This window comes from Gordonia sp. SL306 (assembly GCF_026625785.1).
Classification (GTDB): Bacteria; Actinomycetota; Actinomycetes; order Mycobacteriales; family Mycobacteriaceae; genus Gordonia.
On sequence record NZ_CP113063.1, the window covers coordinates 5,290,227 to 5,313,957 of the forward strand.

Genomic DNA, 23,731 nt, shown 5'->3' on the forward strand with positions numbered 1-23,731 from the left:
GAGGTCAGCCGGCCACGACGATCTCGGCGAGTTGCCTGCGGACCCACGCCAGGACGTCGGTCGCGGCCGGATCGTCGGTGAGAGAGATCATCGCGGTCGGACGGCCCTCGCGAACCCGCTCGGCGTCGGTCCGCATGACCTCGAGATCCGCACGGACCTGCTCGGCCAGGTCGGTCTTGTTGATCACCAGCAGATCGGAGAAGGTGACGCCCGGACCGCCCTTGCGTGGGACCTTGTCGCCGCCGGCGACGTCGATCACGAAGATCTGTACGTCGATCAGTCCGGTGGAGAACGTGGCCGTCAGGTTGTCGCCGCCCGACTCGACCAGGATCAGGTCCAACGGCGGGTTTGCCTCGACGAGGTCGTCGATCGCGTCGAGGTTGGCGGTGATGTCGTCGCGGATCGCGGTGTGCGGGCATCCGCCGGTCTGCACCGCGGTGATCCGTTCGTCGGGCAAGACCGCGTTGCGCCGCAGGAAGTCCGCGTCCTCGGTGGTGTAGATGTCGTTCGTCAGGACGGCGACCGACAACTCGTCGCGCAGTTGCCGGCACAACGCGGCGACGAGGGCCGTCTTACCCGAGCCGACCGGACCGCCCACTCCGATGCGGAGTGCCTCGCCGGGTTCGCGATGACGACGCGGGCGGGCGTGGTCGTGTCCGTGTGGTTCTCCGTCGATCAGATGCGGCGGCATGACTTCCTCTCGGTGGTGGTCGGTCTCGGTGTCCGGGGTCTGGTCCGGATCTGGTGATCGGTGAAGGCGTCGCGACGTCCGGTTGGGGCCCTCACGACATGAACAGCGGCATGTCGCGCCGCTCGTGACGTTCGGCGAACACGTCGAGGATCGGGTCGGAGAGGTCGGCGAGTTCGATGGCCGCGGCCGCCGCGACCCGCTCGCATTCGGCGCCGAGATCGGCGATGATCACCGCCACATCGGCCGGGTCGAGCGCCAGGAGTCGCTGCCCGGCGGTCGCCGAGCCGCTCATCGTCGTATACGCGAGGATCAGCGCGGTGTGGAAGCCGGACAGGCGCGACACGCGGCCGATGGCGCCGCAGATCACCGGGAGATGGGTCTGCGGCACATGGGCGCTCCAGTCCTCCCCCGGCCACATGCGTCGTGCCAGCCGCAACATTCCCCTGCCCTGCGCCAACGAGGCGCGCCGCGCGGCACCCGACGGTGTCCGGGCGTCCGTCTCCTGCTCCGCCGCAACCACATCGAGCGTGCCATCGGTCACCGCGGCAGCGATCGAGGCGGCCACCAGCCCACTGGTCGTGACACGCAGGCGGAGGAACCGCGCGAGGCTCTCCGCATCGACGACGACCCGATCTGCAACGGCCTGCTCGACCCCACCGGAATGCACGTGACCGCCGACGGGCAACCGGGAATCGGCCAGCGTCAGCATCATCGCCAGCTGGGAACGGGATGCGGGTGACTCGGGTATCACTTCGTCGTCGCCGTTCAGAACAGGAAATATCGCTGTGCCATGGGCAGTTCGGTGACCGGTTCGGAATCCCACACCTCGCCGTCGACCCGCACGGTGAACGTGTCCGGTTCCACTGTGATCTCCGGCATCGCCGAGTTGTTGGGCATGTCGGCCTTCCCGATGCGGCGGGTGTCTCGGACCGCGACGAGCCTGCGGTCGAGGCCCAGGGACTCCTCGATCCCGGCGTCGAGCCCGCCCTGCGCGACGAAGCTGACCGAGGTGGCCGCGGCGGTCTTGGGCGCCGCCCCGAACATCGGTCGCGGCAACACCGGCTGCGGGGTCGGGATGCTCGCGTTGGCGTCACCCATCGCCGCCCAGGCGATCGCACCGCCCTTGATCACGAGATCGGGACTCACGCCGAAGAACGCCGGATTCCAGAGGACCAGGTCGGCGAGCTTCCCGGTCTCCACTGATCCGAGCTCGTCGTCGAAACCGTGCGCGATCGCCGGGCAGATCGTGTACTTCGCGATGTACCGCCGAACCCGATTGTTGTCCGCCGCACCGTCTCCCGGCAACGATCCGCGTTTCGACTTGAGCACGTGGGCGGTCTGCCAGGTGCGGAGCACCACCTCGCCGATACGCCCCATCGCCTGGGAATCCGATCCGATCATCGAGATCGCCCCGAGGTCGTGGAGCAGGTCCTCGGCGGCGATCGTCGACGGCCGGATCCGGCTCTCGGCGAACGCGAGATCCTCGGGGACCGTTGGATTGAGGTGATGGCAGACCATCAACATGTCGAGATGCTCGTCGAGGGTGTTGACGGTGTGGGGTCGGGTCGGATTGGTCGAACTCGGCAACACGTTCGGATACGCTGCGACGGTGATGATGTCGGGTGCGTGACCGCCACCCGCGCCCTCGGTGTGATAGGCGTGGATGCTGCGCCCGGCGATCGCACCGATCGTCTGTTCGACGAATCCCGCCTCGTTGAGCGTGTCCGAATGCAGCGCCACCTGCACGCCGGTGTCGTCGGCCACCCGCAGACAGGCGTCGATCGCGGCGGGGGTGCTCCCCCAGTCCTCGTGGAGCTTGAAACCGGAGGCACCCGCACGGATCTGCTCGTGCATGGCATCGGCACTGACGGTGTTGCCCTTGCCCAGCAGGGCGATGTTCATCGGCCAGTGGTCGGTGGCCGCGAGGATCGACTTCAGATGCCACGCACCCGGTGTCACCGTGGTGGCCTTGCTGCCCTCGGCCGGACCGGTGCCGCCGCCGATCAGGGTCGTGATGCCGTTGCCCAGTGCCTCGTCCATGATCTGCGGACAGATGAAGTGGACATGGCAGTCGATCCCGCCCGCTGTCAGGATCTTCCCGTTGCCCGCGATGATCTCGGTGGACGGCCCGATCACGAGGTCCGGGTGGACCCCGTCCATCGTGTCGGGGTTGCCCGCCTTTCCCATCGCGGTGATCCGGCCATCGCGAATACCCAGGTCGGCCTTGATGATCCCCCAATGGTCGACGATCACGACGCCGGTGATCACGGTGTCCGGTGCGCCCTGCGCGCGGGTGGCCCGGCTCTGGCCCATCGACTCCCGGATCACCTTGCCGCCGCCGAAGACGGCCTCGTCGCCTGCCCGTCCCGGCCCACCGGACCGGTCCTCGGTGATCTCGATGATCAGGTCGGTGTCCGCCAACCGGATGCGGTCGCCCGCGGTGGGCCCGAACAGTTGTGCGTAACGGTCTCGGCCGAGCGTCGCCATCAGTCGTTTCCCTCGTGACGTTCGTCGGCATTCTCCTGCGGCCCCAGCGGTCCGGGTGCGTCCAGCGAGATGCCGTAGACCTCGCGGGAACCGCCGAGTGGCACCAGTGAGACGGTCATCTCGATCCCCGGTTCGAACCGCACGGCGGTGCCGGCGGGGATGTCGAGGCGGCGCCCCCGGGCGGCGGCGCGGTCGAAGTCGAGCGCCGGGTTGGCCTGCGGAAAGTGCACGTGACTCCCGACCTGTACGGGCCGGTCGCCGGAGTTGACGACGGCGAGTGTCGCGACGTCGGCACCTTCGTTCAGTTCGATGGTGCCGTTCGCGGTGATCACCTCGCCGGGCACAACGGATGACTGCGTCTGCGACATCGTGGTCCTCTCGCGCCGCTAATCGATGGGGTCGTGCACGGTGACCAACTTGGTCCCGTCCGGAAACGTGGCCTCGACCTGCACGTCGTGGAGCATCTCGGGGATGCCGTCCATCACGTCCGCGCGTGCTAGGACCTCCCGGCCCGACGACATCAGCTCGGCGACCGAGCGCCCATCGCGGGCACCCTCGAGGACGTGGTCGGTGATGATCGCCACCGCTTCGGGATGATTGAGCTTCAATCCACGGCCCTGCCGTCGACGTGCCAGCTCGGCGGCATACGAGATGAGCAACCGCTCCTGCTCATGGGGCGACAGACGCAACGGACCTCTCCTGGCGAGACGAATACAGCCGGGACAGCGCACAGTTCGTGCGCCGGCGCCCGGGTAGATGACATCCTGCCACGCCGCGGATCGCGCGGCGCGGCGAGAGACGATCGCCTCGTCAGGACGGCAGCGCGCCACCACCCGCGCGCAGGGCGGCCAACCGTTGCGCCGTACACGACGGCGCGATCTCGGTGACCTCGTCGGCGGTGAACGCCCCGGCCGCCGCGCCGCGGTACAGGACCGACGCCAACGACAGAGCCGTCGCGGGTTCGTCGACCACCTCGCCGGACCGACGGTCGAAATACGAGTCCAGGCGCCGGGCGGCGGTGGGCATCGCGGACCGGAAGAAGCCGATCACCGCCAGCCAACGGGTGACGAGGTGCCCCGGATGCATGTCCCACCCCTGATAGAACCCGCGTTCCACCGACCGCAACACCAGAGCATGGTGGCGTCGCAGCGCCGATTGGATCTGGTCGGGGGTGCCCACCGGGATCACCTGGGTCGAGCCGTCGCTGATCCACACGCCGGTCTGCGCGGCGGCGGCCTGCATCACCGCCTTGGCGTGGTCGGCGACCGGATGTGCCAGCGATTGCTGCGCCGAGACGATGCCGCACGCGGCGCTGTAGTCGTAGGTCCCGTAGTGGAGCCCGGTGAGCCGGGGCATCCCCCGGTGAATCGCCTGGGCCAGGGTTGCGCGACCGTCGGGTCCGAGCACCGCCTGGGGGATCTCGATCTGCAGCTCGAATCGCAGCGCCCCCTCGGCGAGACCGTGAGCGCGCTCGAATGCCTTGCACAGCACGTTGACCGCGTCGACCTGCCGAACGTCGCGCAGCTTGGGGACCGTGAAGACGAATCCGTCCGGGACGCCCCCCGCACCGTCCAGAACGAGTTCCAGAGTGCGCAGTCCGCGGCCGCGTTCACGATCACCGAGCCCCTTCGCGCGGATACCCGCACTGCGCGGGGCATGCGGTCTCATCTGCGTCCATCCGGCGAGGGTCTCACCGGCGCGTCGTGCATCCGCGTCCTCGACCGCGTCGTCTCGCCACCCGTAGCCGTCCTCGAGGTCGATCCGGAGGTCCTCGACGGGGTTGTCCTGCAGACGTTTTCGTGCGAGGTCGGCGACCACCACGTCACCGGAGGCCAAGTCGATCACGATGTCGCGGGCGGCCTCGGCGATCTCGCCTGCCCGCTCACCCCACGACGCCGGGGTGTCGAGGTCGGCATCGGCAGCGCTCACGTAGACGGTGTGCGCCGGTTGCGCCGTCGGAAGATCACCGGGATATCGAGCGGCGAGGTCGTCGTCGACCGGGCGCAGGATCTCCTCGAGACGGGCCCGTACCTCTGCCGGCAGTCCTCGGGTCATGCGCCCGCCGGGATTGCCGGGACCTCGACCCCCTCCGGGAGTTCGATGTTCTGCAGCCGTACCTGCGAGGCCGCGACGAGACGACCCTGATCGTCGGTCATGGTGACCCGCCAGAGCTGCTGGCGACGTCCACGGTGGATCGGCGACGACTCGACGCTGATCGTCCCGGCGCTGACCGACTTGATGAAGTCGGTGTTGTTGTTCACTCCCACAGCGGTGCCACCGATACCGGTGGCCTGCAGCCAGGTGAAGGCGCTGACGCTCGCGACGCTCTCGGCCACGGCGCAGTAGACGCCACCATGCACGATCCCGAACGGTTGGTGATGCTTGTCGTCGAGCTCCAGAACCGCGACCACGCGATCCCGACCGACCTCCTGTAGCCGAAGGCCCAGAGAGGTGTCGAAACCGCGGCCGAAGGTGTCCTTGATCGATTGTTCGTCGTCAACGCTCATACCCAAGAGATTGGCACGAGACATCGGTGCCTGCGCGGGAAGGTCCCGGACGGGAACCCGCCCGTAGGACTCGTCGAACAGCTCACGAACCGACCCCGGAGGAACCGATAGGCCCCACGCTGCGTTACAGCGTGGGGCCTATCGCGGCGTGGACCGGGGGTCTCTGCAGCCCTCAGGACACTCACTCGGTCCGCGTGAGACCAAATGTAGGATAGCCTTACCAATATTGTCAAGGGGTCGTGCAAAACGAATGTGACCAGGCATGGAAACACGGGTGACGTCCCATGTGGGCGGACAGGAGAACCGGAAGTAAAATGAGAAGAATGAACGGACTGGGCGACCTCGAGCGCGCCGTCATGGACACCCTGTGGGCGAGCCCGACCCCCCAGACGGTGCGGCAGGTGCACGAGTCACTCTCCCGCGATCGTTCGCTGGCGTACACCACGGTGATGACGGTGCTCCAGCGTCTGGCCAAGAAGAATCTCGTCACGCAGATCCGCGACGATCGTGCGCACAAGTACCAGCCGACGCATCCGCGGGAGGATCTGGTGGCAAGCCTCATGGTCGACGCGTTGTCGGAGGCCGAAGCGCCCGGATCGCGCCATGCCGCTCTGGTCTCCTTCGTCGGCCGGGTCGGTGCCGACGAGGCCGCCGCCCTGCGACATGCACTCGATGAACTCGAAGCCGTCCGGGGAACCGGGGAAACAGGATAGATTCGGCCCAGACGCCAGCAGCGACTCCACACAGCCCACGCAAGGACCGTTCCGATGACTGCGCTCTTCTTCGGCATCCTGACCCTGGTGCTCGTCGGCCCAGCAGCGGAGGCTCTGTCCCGCGCATCGTGGCCGGTCAAGGCACCTCGGGCAGCGATGACGCTGTGGCAGGCCATTGCTCTGGCCGGTGTGCTGTCCGCGTTCAGTTGCGGCCTGGCGATCGCAGCGAACCTGCTGACCCCGGGCCCCGACGGCGCCCCGACCACGAACCCGTTCGACGAGATCGACCGACTCGGACTGCCACTGTGGCTGACCCTCGTCGGTGTCTTCGCCCTCACCCTGATGGTCGGCGCACGACTGATGTACACGGTGATCCGCGTCGGTGTGCGCACCCGCGCCCGTCGCTACGCCCATCGCCAGTTGATCGACATCCTGGACCGGTGTGATCGCAGCGACGCATCGCATCCGTTGTTCGCCAGCGACGTCCGCATGATCGACGTCGAGCAGCCCCTCGCCTACTGCCTGCCCGGTCTCCGGCAGCGCGTCGTGGTCAGCGAAGGGGTAGTCGCGCGGCTCTCCCGCGAAGAGTTGACCGCCGTCCTGACCCATGAGCGCGCCCATCTGCGCGCCCGCCACGACCTCGTCCTCGAAGCGTTCATCGCCGTGCACGAGGCCTTCCCCCGCGTCGTCCGGAGCAGTTCCGCACTCGGTGCGGTGGAACTACTGGTCGAGGCACTCGCCGACGACCAGGCCGTCCGGGCCACGGCTCCCACCACCCTCGGCCGCGCGCTCGTCGCCTGCGCGGATGCGGTGGCCCCGCGCGGCGCGATGGCGGTCGGCGGCCCCACCACACTGGCGAGAATCCGCCGGCTCCGCGACGAACGGCCGACCCGACTGCTCGCACTGTCGGCCTACTCCGCCGCGGCGGCGATCCTGGTGGTCCCGACCCTTGCGGTGGCGATCCCGTGGCTGACCGAACTCAGCCGGCTGATCTCGGCCGCGTGAGTCGCACCACCCTCCCGCTCGTGGTGCGATCGCGAAGGCAATAGGCTTGAGGCCATGACAACTGCCGCTGAATCCAATCGGCCCGCCAGCTCCGATTCCACCGACTCGGGCAAGGCCCAGATCGGTGTCACCGGTCTTGCCGTCATGGGTTCCAACATCGCCCGCAACTTCGCCAACCACGGCTACACGGTCGCGCTGCACAACCGCAGCATCGCCAAGACCGACGCCCTGATCTCCGAACACGGTTCCGAAGGATCGTTCGTCCGGACCGAGACGATGGAAGAGTTCGTCGCGGCGCTCGAGCGCCCACGCCGGGTGCTGATCATGGTGAAGGCGGGTGACCCCACCGATGCCGTCATCGAAGAGCTCGCCGGCCTCATGGAATCCGGCGACATCATCATCGACGGTGGCAACTCGCTCTACACCGACACCATCCGCCGCGAGTCGGCGATGTCCGAGCGCGGACTCAACTTCGTCGGCGCCGGGATCTCCGGTGGCGAGGAGGGGGCACTCAACGGCCCGTCGATCATGCCGGGTGGTCCGGCGGAGTCGTACAAGTCGCTCGGCCCGATGCTCGAGTCGATCTCCGCGCAGGTCGACGGCGAGCCGTGCTGCACCCACATCGGCCCGGACGGCAGCGGCCATTTCGTCAAGATGGTCCACAACGGCATCGAATACGCGGACATGCAGCTCATCGGTGAGGCCTACGACCTCATGCGCAAGGCGCTCGACATGCCTGTCTCCGACATCGCCGACGTCTTCCGCGAGTGGAACTCCGGCGACCTCGACAGCTACCTGGTGGAGATCACCGCAGAGGTGCTCTCGCAGACCGACGCGGAGACCGGCAAGCCGCTCGTCGACGTCATCGTCGACGCCGCAGGCCAGAAGGGCACCGGCCGCTGGACCGTCAAATCCGCTCTCGACCTGGGCATCCCGACCACGGGTATCGCCGAGGCCGTGTTCGCCCGTGCGCTGTCGAGCGCGACCGATCAACGCAAGCAGGCGCAAGGCCTCGAGCCGGGCACGCTGGCCGCGGCGCCGACCGACACGAAGACCTTCATCGACGACATCAACAAGGCGCTCTATGCCTCCAAGGTCGTCGCGTACGCGCAGGGCTTCGACCAGATCGCCGCAGGCAGTGCCGAATACGGCTGGAATGTCCACCCGGGCGATCTCGCCACCATCTGGCGCGGCGGTTGCATCATCCGCGCCAAGTTCCTGAACCGGATCCGCGACGCCTACGCCGAGAACCCGGACCTGCCGAGCCTGCTCCTCGCACCGTACTTCCGGAACGCGGTCGAGAACGCGGTGGACAGCTGGCGACGGGTCGTCTCGACGGCCACCCTGATGGGCATCCCGGTGCCCGCGTTCGCCTCCTCGCTGTCGTACTACGACGCGCTGCGTGCCGAGCGGCTGCCGGCGGCCCTGACGCAGGGTCTGCGCGACTTCTTCGGCGCGCACACCTACCAGCGCATCGACAAGCCCGGCACCTTCCACACACTGTGGAGCGGTGACCGGTCCGAAGTGACCGAATAGAATCGGCCGGGGGCGAGAGGAGTCCGCAACCAACCGTGCGATTTGTCGAGGGCCATCGGCCCACCCACGACCTGACCTACGACGACCTGTTCATCGTCCCGAATCGGTCCGACGTCGCTTCGCGATTCGACGTCGACATCTCGACCGTCGACGGCAGTGGCACGACGATCCCGATCGTGGTCGCCAACATGACCGCGGTCGCCGGAAAGCGGATGGCCGAGACCGTGGCACGACGCGGCGGACTGGTGGTGCTGCCCCAGGATCTGCCGATCCCGGTGGTGGCCGAGTCCATCGCCTACGTCAAGTCCCGGCACCTCGTCGCCGACACACCCGTCACGCTGACCGCCGACGACTCGGTGTCCGATGCGCTCGCCCTCATCCCCAAGCGGGCGCACGGGGCGGCGGTCGTCGTCGAGGACGGCCGCCCCATCGGCGTCGTCACCGAGAAACGCTGTCGCGACGTCGATCGCTTCGCGCGGGTGCGCGAGGTTCTCGATCCCGACATCGTCACGCTGCCGGTGGACACCGCATCCCGTGATGTCTTCGATCGACTCGACGACCAGCATCTCGGCCTTGCCGTTCTCGTCGACGACGAGGGGCGGCTCGCGGGCGTGCTGTCGCGGGTCGGGGCGCTGCGACACGGGGTGTACCAGCCGAATGTCGATGCGAACGGCCGCCTCCGGATCGCAGCAGCGGTCGGTATCAACGGCGACGTGGTCGGCAAGGCCAAGGCACTGGCGGCGGCCGGCGCCGACCTGCTCGTCATCGACACCGCGCACGGGCATCAGGAGAAGATGCTCACCGCACTCGAGGCGGTCGCCACAGCGGATCCCGGAGTTCCGATCGCCGCTGGCAATGTCGTGTCGGCCCAAGGCGCTACGGACCTGATCGACGCCGGCGCATCGATCATCAAGGTCGGTGTCGGACCAGGCGCGATGTGCACCACCAGGATGATGACCGGCGTGGGCAGGCCCCAGTTCTCGGCTGTCGCCGAATGTGCCGAGGTCGCCACCCGCCACGGTGCCCACGTCTGGGCGGACGGCGGGGTCCGTCACCCGCGTGACGTCGCGCTGGCGCTGGCGGCCGGAGCGTCCAACGTGATGATCGGGTCATGGTTCGCCGGAACCTACGAGTCACCGGGCGATCTGCAAGAGGATGCCGTCGGGCCGTACAAGGTCAGTTTCGGGATGGCCTCCAAACGGGCCGTCGCGGCCCGGTCGGCCAAGGACGGCGCCTACGACCGGGCGCGCAAGTCCTTGTTCGAGGAGGGCATCTCGAGCTCCCGGATCCGGCTCGATCCCGAGCGGCCCAGCGTCGAGGATCTCATCGACAACATCTGCTCGGGAGTGCGGAGCACTGCGACCTACACGGGCGCCCGGACGCTCGCCGAGCTACACGAGAAGGTGGTGCTCGGGATCCAGTCCGCCGCCGGATTCGCCGAGGGGCGCCCGCTTCCCGGCGGGTGGTGAGGGGTGGAGACAGCCCTCCTCATCGCCGGTCTCGTCGGCTTCGTCGCGCTCACGCTCGGCACCGCACTGTTCGTCGCCGCGGAGTTCTCACTGACCGCGCTCGAACGATCCACCATCTCCGACGATGTCGCCACCAACGGCGACCGCCGATCCCGCCTGGTCCAGCGGGCACACGCGACCTTGTCGTTCCAACTGTCCGGTGCGCAGCTCGGCATCACGATCACCACGCTGATCACCGGTTACATCGCCGAGCCGGTATTGGCGCGCATCTTCACCCCGGCACTGACCTCGGCGGGCGTGAGCGACTCGCTGGCGTCGGGAATCTCGCTTGCGCTCGCACTGATCATCGCCACGTCGCTGTCGATGGTGCTCGGCGAGCTGATCCCGAAGAACCTGGCCATCGCCAAGTCGCTCGCCGTCGCCCGCGCGACGTCGGGGCCGATGACCGTGTTCTCCGCGACCTTCCGCTGGGCGATCAACGGCCTGAACGGTTCGGCGAACTGGATCGTCCGCCGACTCGGCATCGAACCCGCCGAGGAGTTGCGGTCGGCCCGGTCGCCCCAGGAACTCGTGTCGCTGGTACGCAACTCGGCACGCCAGGGGTCGATCGACGAGGACACCGCGGCGCTCGTCGACCGCTCGCTCAAGTTCGGCGAGCTCAGCGCAGAGGATCTGATGACCCCCCGGGTGACCGTCGACTGCCTCGACCGCGATGACAACATCCGCGACCTGGTGATGGCGTCGTCGCGCACGGGTCACTCCCGGTTCCCGGTGGTGATCGACGGCGATCTCGACGATCTCGTAGGCGTCGTGCACATCAAACAGGCCTTCACCGTCGCGCCCGAACACGCCGCCGACACGACGGTCGCGTCCATCGCGCGGCCGGTCCCCCGCGTGCCGACCAGCCTCGACGGCGACGCCCTGATGGAACGGATCCGCGCCGACGGCATGGAGCTGTGCGTGGTGATCGACGAGTACGGCGGGACCGCGGGCATCGTCACCACCGAGGACCTGATCGAGGAGATCCTCGGCGATGTGACCGACGAGCACGATCACGAGCGCGCCGATGTCGCCGTCGACGGCGACGGATTCCTGTGCTCGGGATTGCTCCGCATCGACGAACTGACCGACGCCACCGGCTACCGGGCGCCGGAAGGGTCCTACGACACACTCGGCGGCCTGGTGATGTTCTGCCTCGGACGGATACCCGAGGTCGGCGACGCTGTCGAGCTGCCGACCCGATCGATCGGCGGAGACGACGACGAGGACGACGAGGACGAGCCGCTGCCGGGCGCCGAGATCACCTGGCGTGCGACCGTGACGCAGATGGACGGTCGCCGAATCGATGTGGTCTCACTACGGCCCGTCCGTGACGACATCCGGCACGACGACGTGCGACTCGACGACATCCCGCCCGACAGCACCCCTTCAAACGACACTCTCCTCGGCCGCGACGGAACCGATCGGGGCACGGAGTGAACGACATCTGGGCCGTCCTCCTCACGATCGTGCTGCTCGGCGGCAACGCGTTCTTCGTCGGTGCCGAGTTCTCGCTCATCTCCGCGCGCCGCGACCGCCTCGAAGCGCTCGAGGAAAGCGGCAAGAAGCGTGCCCGGACGGTGATCAGGGCAGGCGAACGCCTGTCACTGATGCTGGCCGGTGCACAGCTGGGCATCACCATCTGCTCGATCCTGCTCGGTCGCGTCGGCGAGCCTGCCGTCGCGCATCTGATCGAGAAACCCCTGCATCTGGCACACGTGCCGGACGCCTTGCTGCACCCGATCTCGTTCGCCGTCGCCCTGTCGCTCGTGGTGGTCCTGCACATCCTCATCGGCGAGATGGTGCCCAAGAACATCGCGCTGGCCGGTCCGGAGCGTTCCGCCATGCTCCTGGTGCCCGCGCATCTCGCGTTCATCCGCATGGTGCGCCCCCTGATCGCGTTCTACAACTGGCTGGCGAACTCGTCACTGCGCCTGATGCGCGTGCAGCCCAAGGACGAGCTCGACTCGGCGGTCTCCGCGGGGGAACTCGCGCAGATGCTCGGTGAGTCGAAGCAGGAAGGTCTCATCGACGCCGAAGAACACGAGCGACTGACCCGCGCACTGCAGTCGGTGGGCCGCACCGTGAGTGAGGTGATGATCTCCCTCGAACAGATGCACAGCGTCGGCGTGGAGGTCGACTCCGAGACCGGCGGCACCGGGCCGACACTCGGGGCGGTAGAGCACGCCGTCAGCGACACCGGGTTCTCGCGCTTCCCGGTGCGCGGTCCCGACGGGACGTTCACTGGATATCTCCACCTCAAAGACGTGCTCGATGAGATCCTCGACGAGCGGATCGGTCCGGACACCATCATCGGCATCGATAAGATCCGTCCGCTACCGGTGATCGCGTCGACCACCCCGCTCGACGAGGCGACCGCGGCGTTGCGGCGCACGAGCGCCCACATCGGTGCGGTGGTCGACGACTCCGGACGGACGGTCGGCATCGTCGCCCTGGCCGACCTCGTCGAGGAGTTCGTCGGCAATGTCCGTGACGAGACCCATCGGGTGTGATCCGATGACATCGACGGAGATACGTCGCGCCACGAGCCGACGGCTGACCTCGGCGCAGTGGCGTGCTCGGCGTGACGATCACCGCGCCCGCGTCGACGACCTGATCGGGCCGTATCTGCGAGCCCGCAAGAACGGCGCCAAGCATCCCGTCATCGACTTCCTGTTCACCTACTACTCGTCTCGTCCCGCGCACGTGACGAGGTGGCATCCCGGATTCGGCGTCCTGCTAGAGGATGCCGACGAACTCCTCGCCCTGCGCGGCTACCATCGCGTCGGCGACGCGGTGACCGTGGATCCCGGATACCTCCGCGACCGCGCAGGTGCCGTCGGTGCCACCGCCACACTCCTGCGCGCGACCGCGTCGCGCCCCGCACGCCTCGGGTGCTTCGGCCTGCACGAATGGGCGATGGTCTACCGGACCACAGAGAAGCGCCACGACGTCCCGCTGCGTCTCGGACGGGCCGGGACCGATGCCGTCGTGGAGGAGATGCCACTGCGCTGTACGCATTTCGATGCGTTCCGGTTCTTCACGCCGGAGGCACGGCCCCGAAACGAGACCGAGCTGACCCGGGACCGGCAGGTGCACGACGAGCAGCCCGGATGTCTGCACACGACGATGGACCTCTATCGGGCCTGCTTCACGCTCGCACCGCTGATCGACTCCGACCTCACCCTCGCCTGCTTCGGATCCGCCCTGCGCGCACGGGAGCTCGACATGCGGGCGAGCCCCTACGACCTCACCGCGCTGGGTTACGATCCGGTGCCCGTCGAGACCGCGGCAGGGCGGGCGCAGTATGTGCGCGAACAGTCCGCCATTGCCGAGGAGGGCAGCGAGTTACGGACGGCGCTGTCACAACGCCTGAGCGATCTGGTCGCACATTCGAACCGACTGTGAGCTCCGTCAACTGACCTTCCCACCCCTCTCGGACCTGCCCGGATACCCGGTGTCGGGGCAGATTACCGACGAGTAGCATGAACGTGTCGATTCACCGCTGGAGAAAGGCTGTCATGTCTGACCGGATCAACGTCAACGGGCTGCAGGTCGCTTCCGTCCTGTACGACTTCATCAACAACGAGGCGTTGCCCGGCACCGGTGTAGACCCCGACGCCTTCTGGACGGGTGCGGCCTCGGTGATCACCGACCTGGCGCCCCGCAACCGTGAGCTGCTGTCCGTGCGCGACGATCTGCAGGCGAAGATCGACCAGTGGCACCGCGATCATCCCGCGACCGCAGGCGATCTGGACTTCGACACCTACAAGGCCTTCCTCACCGAGATCGGTTACCTGGTCGATCCGCCTGCCGACTTCCAGATCGGGACCGAGAACGTCGACCGCGAGATCGCCGAGACGGCGGGCCCGCAGCTGGTCGTCCCGATCCTCAACGCGCGCTTCGCACTCAACGCCTCCAACGCTCGGTGGGGCTCGCTCTACGACGCCCTGTACGGCACCGACGCCATCCCCGAGACCGGCGGCGCCGAGAAGGGCTCCTCCTACAACAAGGTGCGCGGCGACAAGGTCATCGCGTACGCGAAGGACTTCCTGGACAAGGCCGTCCCGCTCGAGCAGTGCAGCTACACCGACGTGACGGCGTTCGCGGTGGTCGACTCTGCTGTCCAGGTCACCCTCGCCGACGGCACGACCTCCGGTCTCGCCGATCCGTCGGCGTTCACGGGCTACCGCGGCGATGCCGCCGCCCCGACGTCGATCCTGTTGCGCAACAACGGCCTCTACCTCGACGTCGAGATCGATCCGTCGTCGCCGATCGGCTCGACCGATCCGGCCGGGGTGAAGGACGTCGTCGTGGAGTCGGCGATCACCACCATCATGGACTTCGAGGACTCCGTCGCCGCCGTCGACGCCGACGACAAGGTGCTCGGCTACCGGAACTGGCTGGGCCTCAACAAGGGTGACCTCAGCGAGGAGGTCGCCAAGGGCGGCAAGACCTTCACCCGCGTCCTCAACGGCAACCGCGAGTACACCGCACCCGACGGTTCCGGTTTCGACCTGCACGGACGTTCCCTGCTGTTCGTGCGCAACGTCGGGCACCTGATGACCAACAGTGCGATTCTCGACGCCGACGGCAACGAGGTCCCCGAGGGCATCCTCGACGGACTCTTCACGTCGTTGATCGGCATCCACGGCATGTCCCCGGAGGGACAGCAGAACTCCCGGACCGGGTCGATCTACATCGTGAAGCCCAAGATGCACGGACCCGACGAGGTCGCCTTCACCGTCGAACTCTTCGATCGGGTGGAGAAGGTTCTCGGCCTGCCGGAGAACACCCTCAAGGTCGGGATCATGGACGAGGAGCGACGCACCACCGTCAATCTCAAGGCGTGCATCAAGGCCGCCGAGGATCGCGTCGTGTTCATCAACACCGGCTTCCTCGACCGCACCGGCGACGAGATCCACACCTCCATGGAGGCCGGCGCGATGATCCGCAAGGGCGACATGAAGCAGCAGAAGTGGATCAAGGCGTACGAGGACTTCAACGTCGACACCGGGTTGCACGCCGGTCTGCAGCACAAGGCGCAGATCGGCAAGGGCATGTGGGCGATGCCGGATCTGATGCACGACATGCTCGAGCAGAAGATCGGTCACCCGAAGGCGGGCGCCACCACCGCATGGGTGCCCTCGCCCACCGCCGCGACCCTGCATGCACTGCACTACCACCTCGTCGACGTCTTCGAGCGCCAGGACGAGATCGCCAAGCGTGATCCGGCATCGGTCGACGACATCCTCACGATCCCGCTCGCACCGAAGACCGACTGGTCGGCCGAGGAGAAGAAAGAGGAGCTCGACAACAACTGCCAGTCCATCCTCGGCTATGTGGTCCGCTGGGTCGACCAGGGCGTGGGCTGCTCCAAGGTGCCCGACATCCACGACATCGCGCTGATGGAAGACCGTGCCACCCTGCGGATCTCCAGCCAGCTACTGGCCAACTGGCTGCATCACGGCATCGTGACCGAATCCGACATCGTGGCATCGCTCGAACGGATGGCCCCGGTGGTCGACCGACAGAACGCGGGCGACGCCACATATCACCCGATGGCACCCGATTTCGACTCCAACATCGCCTTCCAGGCGGCCAAGGAGCTTATCCTCGAAGGTGCGAAGCAGCCGAGCGGCTACACGGAGCCGATCCTGCATCGCAAGCGGCGCGAGTTCAAGGCCGCCAACGCCTGACGGGCGGGCTCCCGAGCATTCGCACAGCCCCCGCCATGGTGCCGGCACCGCGATCTCCGCTATCGTCGTCCGTTGTCACCCCGGTCAAACGGGACCGGGGTGGACGTCGGCCCGATGAGCGGAAGGCAGGGGGGCTTGGCACACCATCGAAGTACTGACGGTCGCGCGGGGGTACGCGGTCGCGGTGTCAGTCGTGGCCTCGTCGGTTCCCTGTTGTCGATCATCCTGGTCGCCGCCCTGGTGCTGCTCTGGGCGCAACTCGGCGACCGGATAGACCGCCAAGGCGATCAGGCGGCGGAGAACTGCGTCGAGGGTACGACCAAGGTCCCGGTGATCGCGGATCCCGACATCGCCGACCCGCTGAAGACACTCGCGCAGGACTACGCCAAGACCCGTCCGGTGGTGCGAGATCACTGCGTGACCATCGAGGTCCGACCGGCCGATGCCAAGGTCACCCTCGACGGACTGGCCGGCACGTGGGATTCCGCCGCGCTCGGCGCCTATCCGGCTGCCTGGGTTCCGCAATCATCGATCTGGACCGCGGACCTGTCCACGGCGAAACCCGATGCGATCGACGGCAAACCCACGTCGTTGGTGTCATCTCCCGTCGTGCTCGCCACCGCGCCCCAGCTGGCCAAGGCCCTCGACGGCAAACTCGACTGGCAGCAATTGCCCACCCTGCAGAAACGCAGCAGCAGCCTCGGCGACTACGGCCTGGGCAGCTGGGGGTCGATCCGTCTCGCGATGCCCACCGGCGCGCAGTCCGACGCCACCGCGCTGTCGGCCCAGGCGGTCGCGATGCAGGTGACCCGGACCACTGGTGCACTCACCGAACAGGACGCGAGTTCGCCTCGCGTGGCGTCGAGTGTCGACGCGATGATGACGGGTGCCCCGCAGTCACCGGACGGGTCGGCGGCCGGCGCGGCGCGCTCGATCGCCGACGCCGACGACCCGGCGACCTCTGCGATCCACGCGGTGCCGATCACCGAGCAGTCGCTGTTCCAGCTGACCCGCTCGGACACCTCGGCACGGCTCTCCGAAGTGGTGCCGGACGGGCCGACCCCGATCGCCGACTATCCGATCGTCCGGATGGCGGGTTCACAGGTCTCACCCGAGCAGACCGATGCGGTGTCCGAGTTCTTCGACTTCGTGAGCAAGCCGGACCAGCTCGGCAAACTCACCGCACTCGGATTCCGCGGCGACGCCCCCATGCCCGAGCCGAACGCGACCGTGACGTTCCCGATCACCGATAACCCGATGCCGAACCCCGAGGACGCCGCGACGGTCACCATCAATCGCCTCGTCTACGGGCCCGACAGCGGCCCCAAGCCCGGCGGGAACTGACCCGCAGTTCAGGCCCGGGCGCCCTCAGCTGCTGAACGCCTCGATCGGTGGGCAACTGCACACCAGGTTCCGGTCGCCGAAGGCGTTGTCGATCCGGCGCACCGCCGGCCACACCTTGGCCCGTCCGCCTGCCGACGGGAGACCGAGCGGATAAACCGCGAGTTCCCGCGAATACGGATGATCCCACTCCCCGACCAGCGCCTCGGCGGTGTGCGGGGCGCCCCGCAACGGGTTCTCGTCGACGGACCATTCGCCCGAGCCGACCCGGTCGATCTCGGCACGAATGGCGATCATCGCCTCGCAGAACGCGTCGAGTTCGTCGAGATTCTCACTCTCGGTCGGCTCGACCATCAGTGTCCCGGCGACCGGGAAACTCATCGTCGGCGCGTGGAAACCGTAGTCGGCCAAGCGTTTTGCCACGTCGTCGACGGTCACGCCGGTCGCCTTGGTCAGCTGCCGCAGATCCAGGATGCACTCGTGCGCGACGAATCCCTCGCCGTCGGTTCGCGCTGCTTCGCTGCCGCGGCCCGTGTAGAGCACCGGGTAGTGTCCGCGCAGCCGGCGGGCGATGTAGTTGGCCGACGCGATCGCCGTCAGTGTGGCGCGGCGTAGACCATCCGCGCCCATCATCGCGATGTAGGCGTAGGTGATCGGCAGGATCGAGGCCGAACCGTACGGGGCGGCCGATATCGTGCCCTCCGACGACAGTTCGTCAGCGAGGGGATGACCCGGCAGGAACGGCGCGAGATGCGCGCGCACGGCGACCGGCCCGACCCCGGGCCCTCCTCCCCCGTGCGGGATGCAGAACGTCTTGTGCAGGTTCAGGTGGCTGACGTCACCGCCGAACCGGCCCGGCCGGGCCACTCCGACAAGCGCGTTGAGGTTGGCGCCGTCGACATAGACCTGGCCACCTGCGTCATGCACGGCCGCGCAGATCTCCTCGATGTCGTGCTCGAAAACACCATGGGTGGACGGATACGTGATCATGATGGCCGCCAGTGCGTCCCGATGCTTGTCGATCTTGACGCGCAGGTCGTCGACGTCGACGTCGCCGTTCTCGCGGCACCCGACGACCACCACTCGCATCCCCGCCATCACCGCGGATGCGGCGTTGGTGCCGTGGGCGCTCGACGGGATCAGGCAGACGTCGCGGTCCGCCTCGTCCCGGCTGCGGTGGTACCGCCGAATCGCCAGGAGGCCCGCGTACTCGCCCTGTGAGCCGGCGTTCGGCTGCAGGCTGACCCGGTCGTAGCCGGTGATCGTGACCAGCCAGTCCTCCAGCGTCGTGATGAGTTCACGGATCCCGGTGGTGTCGGAGGTCGGCGCAAACGGATGCAGGCGCGCGAACCCGGGCCAGGTGACCGGTTCCATCTCCGCGGTCGCATTGAGCTTCATCGTGCAGGAACCGAGCGGGATCATGCTCCGGTCTAGTGCGATGTCCTTGTCGGACAGCGCGCGCAGGTACCTCAGCATCGACGTCTCGGTGCGGTACCGGTTGAACGCCGGGTGCGTGAGGAAGTCGCTCTGCCGTGTCTCGATCGGCTGCGCGAACGAATGACGCCGGACCCCTTCGGCACTGAACGCACGGAGCACGGCGGCCAGGTCGGCGTCGGTGGTCGTCTCGTCGCAGGCGATGCCGACCGAGTCCGCGTCGATACGCCGCAGGTTGATGTTGCCGTCGCGTTTGGCGTTCGCGACGATCGCGTCGGCCTGGCCGGGTGCGCGCACCACGATGGTGTCGAAGAACGAGGAGTGCGCGATCGAGAAGCCGGCGACCGTCAGGCTGTCGGCCAGGAACACCGCGCCGTCGTGCACCCGCCGGGCGATCGCGCGCAGACCGTCCGCGCCGTGGTACGAGGCGTACATGGCAGCCATCACGGCGAGCAGCACCTGGGCGGTGCAGATGTTGCTGGTGGCCTTCTCCCGTCGGATGTGCTGTTCACGTGTCTGCAGTGACAGCCGATAGGCGAGGTTGCCGTCGGCGTCCTTGGAGACGCCGACGAGCCGTCCCGGCAACTGTCGCGCGTGGGCGGAGTGCACTGCCAGGTAACCGGCGTGCGGACCGCCGAACCCCATCGGCACGCCGAACCGCTGGGTGGTACCGAAGCACACGTCGGCACCCTGTTCACCCGGAGGTGTGATCAACGTCAGCGCCAGCAGATCCGCCCCGACCGAGACCAACGCGCCGCGATCGTGCGCGGCCGCGATGATCGGCGCGACGTCGAGGATCCGGCCGGACGAGCCCGGGACCTGGAGCACCACTCCGAAGAAGTCACCGTCGGGCAGGCCGCATCCGGGCAGCGATGGATGCAACGACGCCTCGACCAGTTCGATCCCGAGCGGCTCGGCCCGTGTGTCGAGCAGAGCGCGCGTCTGCGGGAACAGATCGGCGTCGACCACGAGGCGCGGTGAGCGGGACTTGCCCGCACGGCGCATCAGGGTCATCGCCTCGGCGGCGGCGGTCGCCTCGTCGAGCATCGACGCGTTGGCGACCTCCATCGCGGTGAGGTCGGCGACCATGGTCTGGAAGTTCAGCAGGGCCTCGAGTCGTCCCTGGCTGATCTCCGGCTGATACGGCGTGTACGCGGTGTACCAGGCCGGGTTCTCCAGCACGTTCCGCAGGATGACCGGCGGGGTGAAGGTGTCGTGGTAGCCGAGCCCGATCATCGATCGGGCGACCACGTTGCGGGACGCGAGCTCGGCGAGGCGATCGTGCACATCGTGTTCACCGATGGCGGGTGGCAGTGCTTGCAGACCGTTGGCACCCGGGTCGTCGGCGATCACGGACGGGACGACCCGTTCGGCGAGTTCGTCGAGCGACGAGACCCCGATCTCGGCAAGGATGCGGTCGGTCTCGGCGGGATCGGGACCGACATGGCGGTCGATGAAGGTCACCGGATCGGACGCGGAAGTGGCGGGCATGACAGGTCAACCTCTCGGCGGTCTGCGGCCCTCCCCCTCTGTCATATCCGGGATCCGCAGCACGGATGCCAGACGCCTGAGAGATTCGGTCGTTCCGGGACACCGGAGCGGCCTTTCACCGTGGGCGGGCCCGGGTCTCCCCGGGTCACTTTCCAGAGACGCCGTCAACACCACGGTCCTGGGTGCCTGAGAGTTTGACGAGGAGGTGTTGCTCCTTCGGCGGCCACCCCAACCCGATCGGTGGCGCTCTCCCGTGACGTAGCGACGCCCACCCAGTATACGGGTGGGCGACTGCTCTGCAGTTCAACCCCGCAGTGGAGCTGCCGGAGCGGTTGGCGGGTCAGCCGGTGCGGCGGGTCCGGTTCTTACGACGCGCCGCCAATTCGTCCTCCGGGGCGGTCTCGGTCACACCGCCGTCGGCGCGTTCACCCGGGAAATCGGCGATGGTGCCGGTCAATTCGCGCATCGCCCCGCTCACCGCGATCCCGAAGACACCCTGGCCGCCCTGAAGCAGGTCGACGACCTCCTCGGCAGAGGTGCACTCGTAGACGGTCGTCCCGTCGGAGAAGAGGGTGATCCGGGCGAGATCCTCGACGCCGCGCTTGCGGAGATGATCGACCGCGACACGGATGTTCTGCAATGAGATCCCGGTGTCGAGGAGACGCTTGACGATCTTCAGGACCAGGATGTCCTTGAACGAGTACAGACGCTGGCTACCCGAACCGGCAGCACCCCGGATCGACGGCACCACCAGCGAGGTGCGGGCCCAGTAGTCGAGCTGCCGATAGGTGATGCCGGCGATCTGGCACGCACTCGGCACCCGGTAGCCGACCAGCTCGTCGGGCACCGTGTCGTTCGGGAACAGGCCCGGCGCGATGTCTTCCAGGCTGCCCTGCGTCGCGGACCGGGTACGGGCGTTCTCGGCGGCACCGTCAGGTGCCGCATCCGTCGGTGACGTCACTCCGTCGTCGAACGGCTTATCGCCCACTGCAGACTCCCTCGCAACGTCTGGACCGACTCGACAGGCTCCGAACCTCGAAGAGCGGCCTCGAGGACTGCTTCAACAGTACGCGCCTGACGGACGATCATCCTCCGTCCCCGCCGAAAACGGGCGACGTGTGAACGGTAGGTCGGGCGGGAGTCCCAAATCAACGCGACGCGCGGTGCAACCTCAACCTCAACTTGAGATCGAGCAAACGGTGACCCGACAGTGTCCGTTCCGTGACCAAACGGGACTCAGGTTCCGCCGCTCGCCTTGAAATCATCCGGTGAGACGTTGTCGAGGAATTCCTTGAACTTCTCCACCTCGTCCTCTTTCCCATCGCCCGGTTCGCCCTCGGAGCCGTCCTCGTCCGGGATCAGCAACCCGGCCTCGGTCAGCACATCCTCCTCGGCGACGATCGGCACTCCGGCCCGCATCGCCACCGCGATGGAATCCGACGGACGCGCCGACACCCGCAGGTCGTCCGCGAAGACCATCTCCGCGTAGAACGTGCCCTCTTGCATGTCGACGATCCGAACCTCTTTCAGGGTTCGCCCGAATTCGGTGATCAGGTTGACGATCAGATCGTGCGTGAGCGGCCTCGGCGGTTCGATGCCCTTCTGCTGCAAGGCGATCGACGCGGCTTCGCTCTGCCCGATCCAGATCGGTAGGTAGCGTTCACCTTCGACCTCGCGCAGCAGCAATACCGGCTGGCTCTGTGGCGGCTCGACCCGAATGCCCACGACTCGCATTTCGCCCATCTAGCACCCGCTTCCTCGTGATCGCCAGGACACTACTCGACGGCCCCGTTCGCCACGTCCCGGCGCCGTATATCGATGTCAACGACGCTACACCGCGTCGCGCCGCCGCGACGGGAGTCGCGGACCGATCAGTCCAGCACGCCCCGGACGGCGGCCTTGACCAACTGGGTGTGCAGGGTCACCGACAGCGCCGCGATCTCCCGGGCCAACTCCTCGGCCCGATCCCGGGCACCCGTGCCCTTGCCCTTGGCGATCGGATTCGCGATCTGCGCAACCAATCCGGCCTCACGATCCGCGGAGACCTTGAAGGCGCGGAGGTGACGGGTCTCCACGCCGTAATTCGCCAACGCGGCGGCGGCCTCCACCAGACGAACCGCATCCTCGTCGAAGAATCCCGCAGGCCCCGGTGTCAGCAGCCCGTTGCGGAGCAACTCCGTCACGAACGCCGAGTCGACCCCGGTTCGTTCGATCAGTGTCTCCCGCGAGACCCGGCCGCCGCGCGAACCGAAATCCGTGGCCGGGGCGACCGCGTTGCGTGCGGCGGACAACAACCGGGTGCCCCCGGCGCCTGCGCCTCCCTCACCGCGATCGATCGCCTCGAGTTGCTCCTTGATCACCTTGAGCGGCAGGTAGCGGTCACGCTGGGCGGTCAGGACGAACCTGAGCCGCTCACAGTCGTTCGTGCTGAACCTGCGATAACCCGACGGCGCGCGTTCGGGCGTGATCAACCCCTCGGACTCCAGGAACCGGATCTTCGAGATCGTCACGTCCGGGAAGTCCTCACGCAGCAGCGCCAGGACAGAGCCGATCGACATCGACCCTTCTCCGTGCTGACCCGCCGACGACGCGGTCACGAGGTCAGGCGCCCGCTTGGCCGTCGCGCGGGCCGCTGAGGAAGACCAATCGGAACTTGCCGATCTGCACCTCGTCCCCATTGCTCAGCTGCGCGGTGTCGACGGGTTCCCGGTTCACGTAGGTGCCGTTCAGGCTGCCCACGTCCACCACCTGGAATTCGTTGTCGCCAAGGCGGAATTCCGCGTGGCGGCGACTGACGGTCACGTCATCGAGGAAGATGTCGCTGTCCGGATGCCGACCCGCCGACGTGGTCGCCTGGTCGAGCAGGAATCGTGAGCCCGCATTGGGACCACGCTTGACGACAAGCAGCGCCGTGCCGGGCGAGAGCCTCTCCACCCCGGTGTCGGCAGGTTCACTCGAGGCGGTCGCTCCGGAATCGAGTTCGGAGATGAACTCCTCCCGGAAAACCGAGGTGGTTTCCACCGGTGCCTCAAGATCCTTGTCGTTTTCGCTCACCACTTCTCCTTCGTCTGTCTCGGTGCCCGTAGGCGTCGTCGCGCCCACACCTACCGGCCCCGAACGGCCACGCGAATCGCGCCACCGGGCTTTCGATGTCGATGCATCTTCTTCTGCCTTCGAACGTCCGGCTCGCCGCGTCTCATCGGCACTCGAACCGGTTCTGCTGCAGTAAACCGTACCGTGTTGCGCGGCCGCCGCACGGGCGGTCGAGGCGACCAGGACACCGCCGATGATAGTCGCAGCGCCCCGATCCGCCGGTCGC

21 protein-coding genes and 1 riboswitch are annotated in these 23,731 nt (G+C 67.5%); of the genes, 9 read left to right on the forward strand and 12 right to left on the reverse strand.

The window, feature by feature from the left end; translation table 11 throughout:
• Positions 1-4: 4 nt before the first annotated feature.
• The 7 genes from ureG to OVA31_RS24370 form a co-directional block, all read right to left on the reverse strand.
• The gene (gene ureG, locus OVA31_RS24340) at positions 5-691 is read right to left on the reverse strand and encodes an urease accessory protein UreG (RefSeq protein WP_267629075.1); all 687 of its coding nucleotides are present in this window, start codon (positions 689-691) and stop codon (positions 5-7) included.
• 91 nt (positions 692-782) lie between these two features.
• Positions 783-1,403, reverse strand: a complete 621-nt coding sequence (locus OVA31_RS24345; protein ID WP_267629076.1) for an urease accessory protein UreF — start codon at positions 1,401-1,403, stop codon at positions 783-785.
• A gap of 53 nt (positions 1,404-1,456) precedes the next feature.
• Complete coding sequence (locus OVA31_RS24350) at positions 1,457-3,178, reverse strand: urease subunit alpha (RefSeq protein ID WP_267629077.1); 1,722 nt, start codon at positions 3,176-3,178, stop codon at positions 1,457-1,459.
• Positions 3,178-3,546, reverse strand: coding sequence for an urease subunit beta (locus OVA31_RS24355; RefSeq protein ID WP_267629078.1), 369 nt, complete (start codon positions 3,544-3,546; stop codon positions 3,178-3,180). Before OVA31_RS24355 ends, OVA31_RS24350 begins: the two co-directional genes overlap by 1 nt.
• A gap of 18 nt (positions 3,547-3,564) precedes the next feature.
• Entirely contained in the window at positions 3,565-3,867 is a 303-nt protein-coding gene (locus OVA31_RS24360) for an urease subunit gamma (RefSeq protein ID WP_267629079.1), read from the reverse strand.
• Between the two features lie 121 nt (positions 3,868-3,988).
• Positions 3,989-5,233: a DUF6986 family protein gene (locus OVA31_RS24365; RefSeq protein ID WP_267629080.1), complete on the reverse strand. Its 1,245-nt coding sequence runs from the start codon at positions 5,231-5,233 to the stop codon at positions 3,989-3,991.
• The gene (locus tag OVA31_RS24370) at positions 5,230-5,685 is read right to left on the reverse strand and encodes a PaaI family thioesterase (RefSeq protein ID WP_267629081.1); all 456 of its coding nucleotides are present in this window, start codon (positions 5,683-5,685) and stop codon (positions 5,230-5,232) included. Before OVA31_RS24370 ends, OVA31_RS24365 begins: the two co-directional genes overlap by 4 nt.
• 314 nt (positions 5,686-5,999) lie before the next feature.
• On the opposite strand from OVA31_RS24370, the gene OVA31_RS24375 reads away from it, so the two are divergent.
• The 9 genes from OVA31_RS24375 (at position 6,000) to OVA31_RS24415 (ending at position 17,490) form a co-directional block, all read left to right on the forward strand.
• Complete coding sequence (locus OVA31_RS24375; RefSeq protein ID WP_267629082.1) at positions 6,000-6,398, forward strand: BlaI/MecI/CopY family transcriptional regulator; 399 nt, start codon at positions 6,000-6,002, stop codon at positions 6,396-6,398.
• 54 nt (positions 6,399-6,452) lie between these two features.
• The gene (locus OVA31_RS24380) at positions 6,453-7,403 is read left to right on the forward strand and encodes a M56 family metallopeptidase (protein WP_267629083.1); all 951 of its coding nucleotides are present in this window, start codon (positions 6,453-6,455) and stop codon (positions 7,401-7,403) included.
• Between the two features lie 54 nt (positions 7,404-7,457).
• On the forward strand, positions 7,458-8,939 hold the full coding sequence (gene gndA, locus OVA31_RS24385; RefSeq protein ID WP_267629084.1) for an NADP-dependent phosphogluconate dehydrogenase: 1,482 nt from the start codon (positions 7,458-7,460) through the stop codon (positions 8,937-8,939).
• A 35-nt stretch (positions 8,940-8,974) separates the two neighbouring features.
• Positions 8,975-10,408 carry a GuaB1 family IMP dehydrogenase-related protein gene (locus OVA31_RS24390; RefSeq protein ID WP_267629085.1) on the forward strand — a complete coding sequence of 478 codons (1,434 nt, stop codon included), beginning with the start codon at positions 8,975-8,977 and terminating at the stop codon, positions 10,406-10,408.
• Between the two features lie 3 nt (positions 10,409-10,411).
• Positions 10,412-11,887 (forward strand): hemolysin family protein, encoded by a 1,476-nt coding sequence (locus OVA31_RS24395; protein ID WP_267629086.1) that lies wholly within the window; start codon positions 10,412-10,414, stop codon positions 11,885-11,887.
• Positions 11,884-12,960, forward strand: a complete 1,077-nt coding sequence (locus OVA31_RS24400) for a hemolysin family protein (RefSeq protein ID WP_267629087.1) — start codon at positions 11,884-11,886, stop codon at positions 12,958-12,960. Before OVA31_RS24395 ends, OVA31_RS24400 begins: the two co-directional genes overlap by 4 nt.
• Before the next feature lie 4 nt (positions 12,961-12,964).
• Positions 12,965-13,855: a 3-methyladenine DNA glycosylase gene (locus OVA31_RS24405; RefSeq protein ID WP_267629088.1), complete on the forward strand. Its 891-nt coding sequence runs from the start codon at positions 12,965-12,967 to the stop codon at positions 13,853-13,855.
• 113 nt (positions 13,856-13,968) lie between these two features.
• Positions 13,969-16,146, forward strand: a complete 2,178-nt coding sequence (locus OVA31_RS24410) for a malate synthase G (RefSeq protein WP_267629089.1) — start codon at positions 13,969-13,971, stop codon at positions 16,144-16,146.
• Positions 16,147-16,281: 135 nt separating this feature from the next.
• Positions 16,282-17,490 (forward strand): hypothetical protein, encoded by a 1,209-nt coding sequence (locus OVA31_RS24415; protein WP_267629090.1) that lies wholly within the window; start codon positions 16,282-16,284, stop codon positions 17,488-17,490.
• Between the two features lie 24 nt (positions 17,491-17,514).
• Here OVA31_RS24415 and gcvP read toward each other — a convergent pair whose 3' ends face one another.
• The 5 genes from gcvP to garA form a co-directional block, all read right to left on the reverse strand.
• Positions 17,515-20,412 (reverse strand): aminomethyl-transferring glycine dehydrogenase, encoded by a 2,898-nt coding sequence (gene gcvP, locus OVA31_RS24420; RefSeq protein WP_267629091.1) that lies wholly within the window; start codon positions 20,410-20,412, stop codon positions 17,515-17,517.
• Between the two features lie 163 nt (positions 20,413-20,575).
• Positions 20,576-20,676, reverse strand: a riboswitch (glycine riboswitch).
• A 76-nt stretch (positions 20,677-20,752) separates the two neighbouring features.
• On the reverse strand, positions 20,753-21,400 hold the full coding sequence (locus tag OVA31_RS24425) for a MerR family transcriptional regulator (RefSeq protein ID WP_164309898.1): 648 nt from the start codon (positions 21,398-21,400) through the stop codon (positions 20,753-20,755).
• A gap of 248 nt (positions 21,401-21,648) precedes the next feature.
• Positions 21,649-22,155 (reverse strand): bifunctional nuclease family protein, encoded by a 507-nt coding sequence (locus tag OVA31_RS24430; protein WP_267629092.1) that lies wholly within the window; start codon positions 22,153-22,155, stop codon positions 21,649-21,651.
• 128 nt (positions 22,156-22,283) lie between these two features.
• Entirely contained in the window at positions 22,284-22,970 is a 687-nt protein-coding gene (locus tag OVA31_RS24435; RefSeq protein WP_164309900.1) for a MerR family transcriptional regulator, read from the reverse strand.
• Between the two features lie 43 nt (positions 22,971-23,013).
• A complete protein-coding gene (gene garA / locus OVA31_RS24440) occupies positions 23,014-23,469 on the reverse strand; it encodes a glycogen accumulation regulator GarA (RefSeq protein WP_164309949.1) in 456 nt (151 codons plus the stop codon).
• Positions 23,470-23,731 lie beyond the last annotated feature (262 nt).

What these genes read in the sequence shown, in the direction of transcription:
- ureG (WP_267629075.1), bottom strand. Translation starts at nt 691, where the DNA reads ATGCCGCCGCATCTGATCGACGGAGAACCACACGGACACGACCACGCC.
- OVA31_RS24345 (WP_267629076.1), bottom strand. Translation starts at nt 1,403, where the DNA reads ATGATGCTGACGCTGGCCGATTCCCGGTTGCCCGTCGGCGGTCACGTG.
- OVA31_RS24350 (WP_267629077.1), bottom strand. Translation starts at nt 3,178, where the DNA reads ATGGCGACGCTCGGCCGAGACCGTTACGCACAACTGTTCGGGCCCACC.
- OVA31_RS24355 (WP_267629078.1), bottom strand. Translation starts at nt 3,546, where the DNA reads ATGTCGCAGACGCAGTCATCCGTTGTGCCCGGCGAGGTGATCACCGCG.
- OVA31_RS24365 (WP_267629080.1), bottom strand. Translation starts at nt 5,233, where the DNA reads ATGACCCGAGGACTGCCGGCAGAGGTACGGGCCCGTCTCGAGGAGATC.
- OVA31_RS24370 (WP_267629081.1), bottom strand. Translation starts at nt 5,685, where the DNA reads ATGAGCGTTGACGACGAACAATCGATCAAGGACACCTTCGGCCGCGGT.
- OVA31_RS24375 (WP_267629082.1), top strand. Translation starts at nt 6,000, where the DNA reads ATGAGAAGAATGAACGGACTGGGCGACCTCGAGCGCGCCGTCATGGAC.
- OVA31_RS24380 (WP_267629083.1), top strand. Translation starts at nt 6,453, where the DNA reads ATGACTGCGCTCTTCTTCGGCATCCTGACCCTGGTGCTCGTCGGCCCA.
- gndA (WP_267629084.1), top strand. Translation starts at nt 7,458, where the DNA reads ATGACAACTGCCGCTGAATCCAATCGGCCCGCCAGCTCCGATTCCACC.
- OVA31_RS24405 (WP_267629088.1), top strand. Translation starts at nt 12,965, where the DNA reads ATGACATCGACGGAGATACGTCGCGCCACGAGCCGACGGCTGACCTCG.
- OVA31_RS24410 (WP_267629089.1), top strand. Translation starts at nt 13,969, where the DNA reads ATGTCTGACCGGATCAACGTCAACGGGCTGCAGGTCGCTTCCGTCCTG.
- gcvP (WP_267629091.1), bottom strand. Translation starts at nt 20,412, where the DNA reads ATGCCCGCCACTTCCGCGTCCGATCCGGTGACCTTCATCGACCGCCAT.
- OVA31_RS24430 (WP_267629092.1), bottom strand. Translation starts at nt 22,155, where the DNA reads ATGGGCGAAATGCGAGTCGTGGGCATTCGGGTCGAGCCGCCACAGAGC.
- OVA31_RS24435 (WP_164309900.1), bottom strand. Translation starts at nt 22,970, where the DNA reads ATGTCGATCGGCTCTGTCCTGGCGCTGCTGCGTGAGGACTTCCCGGAC.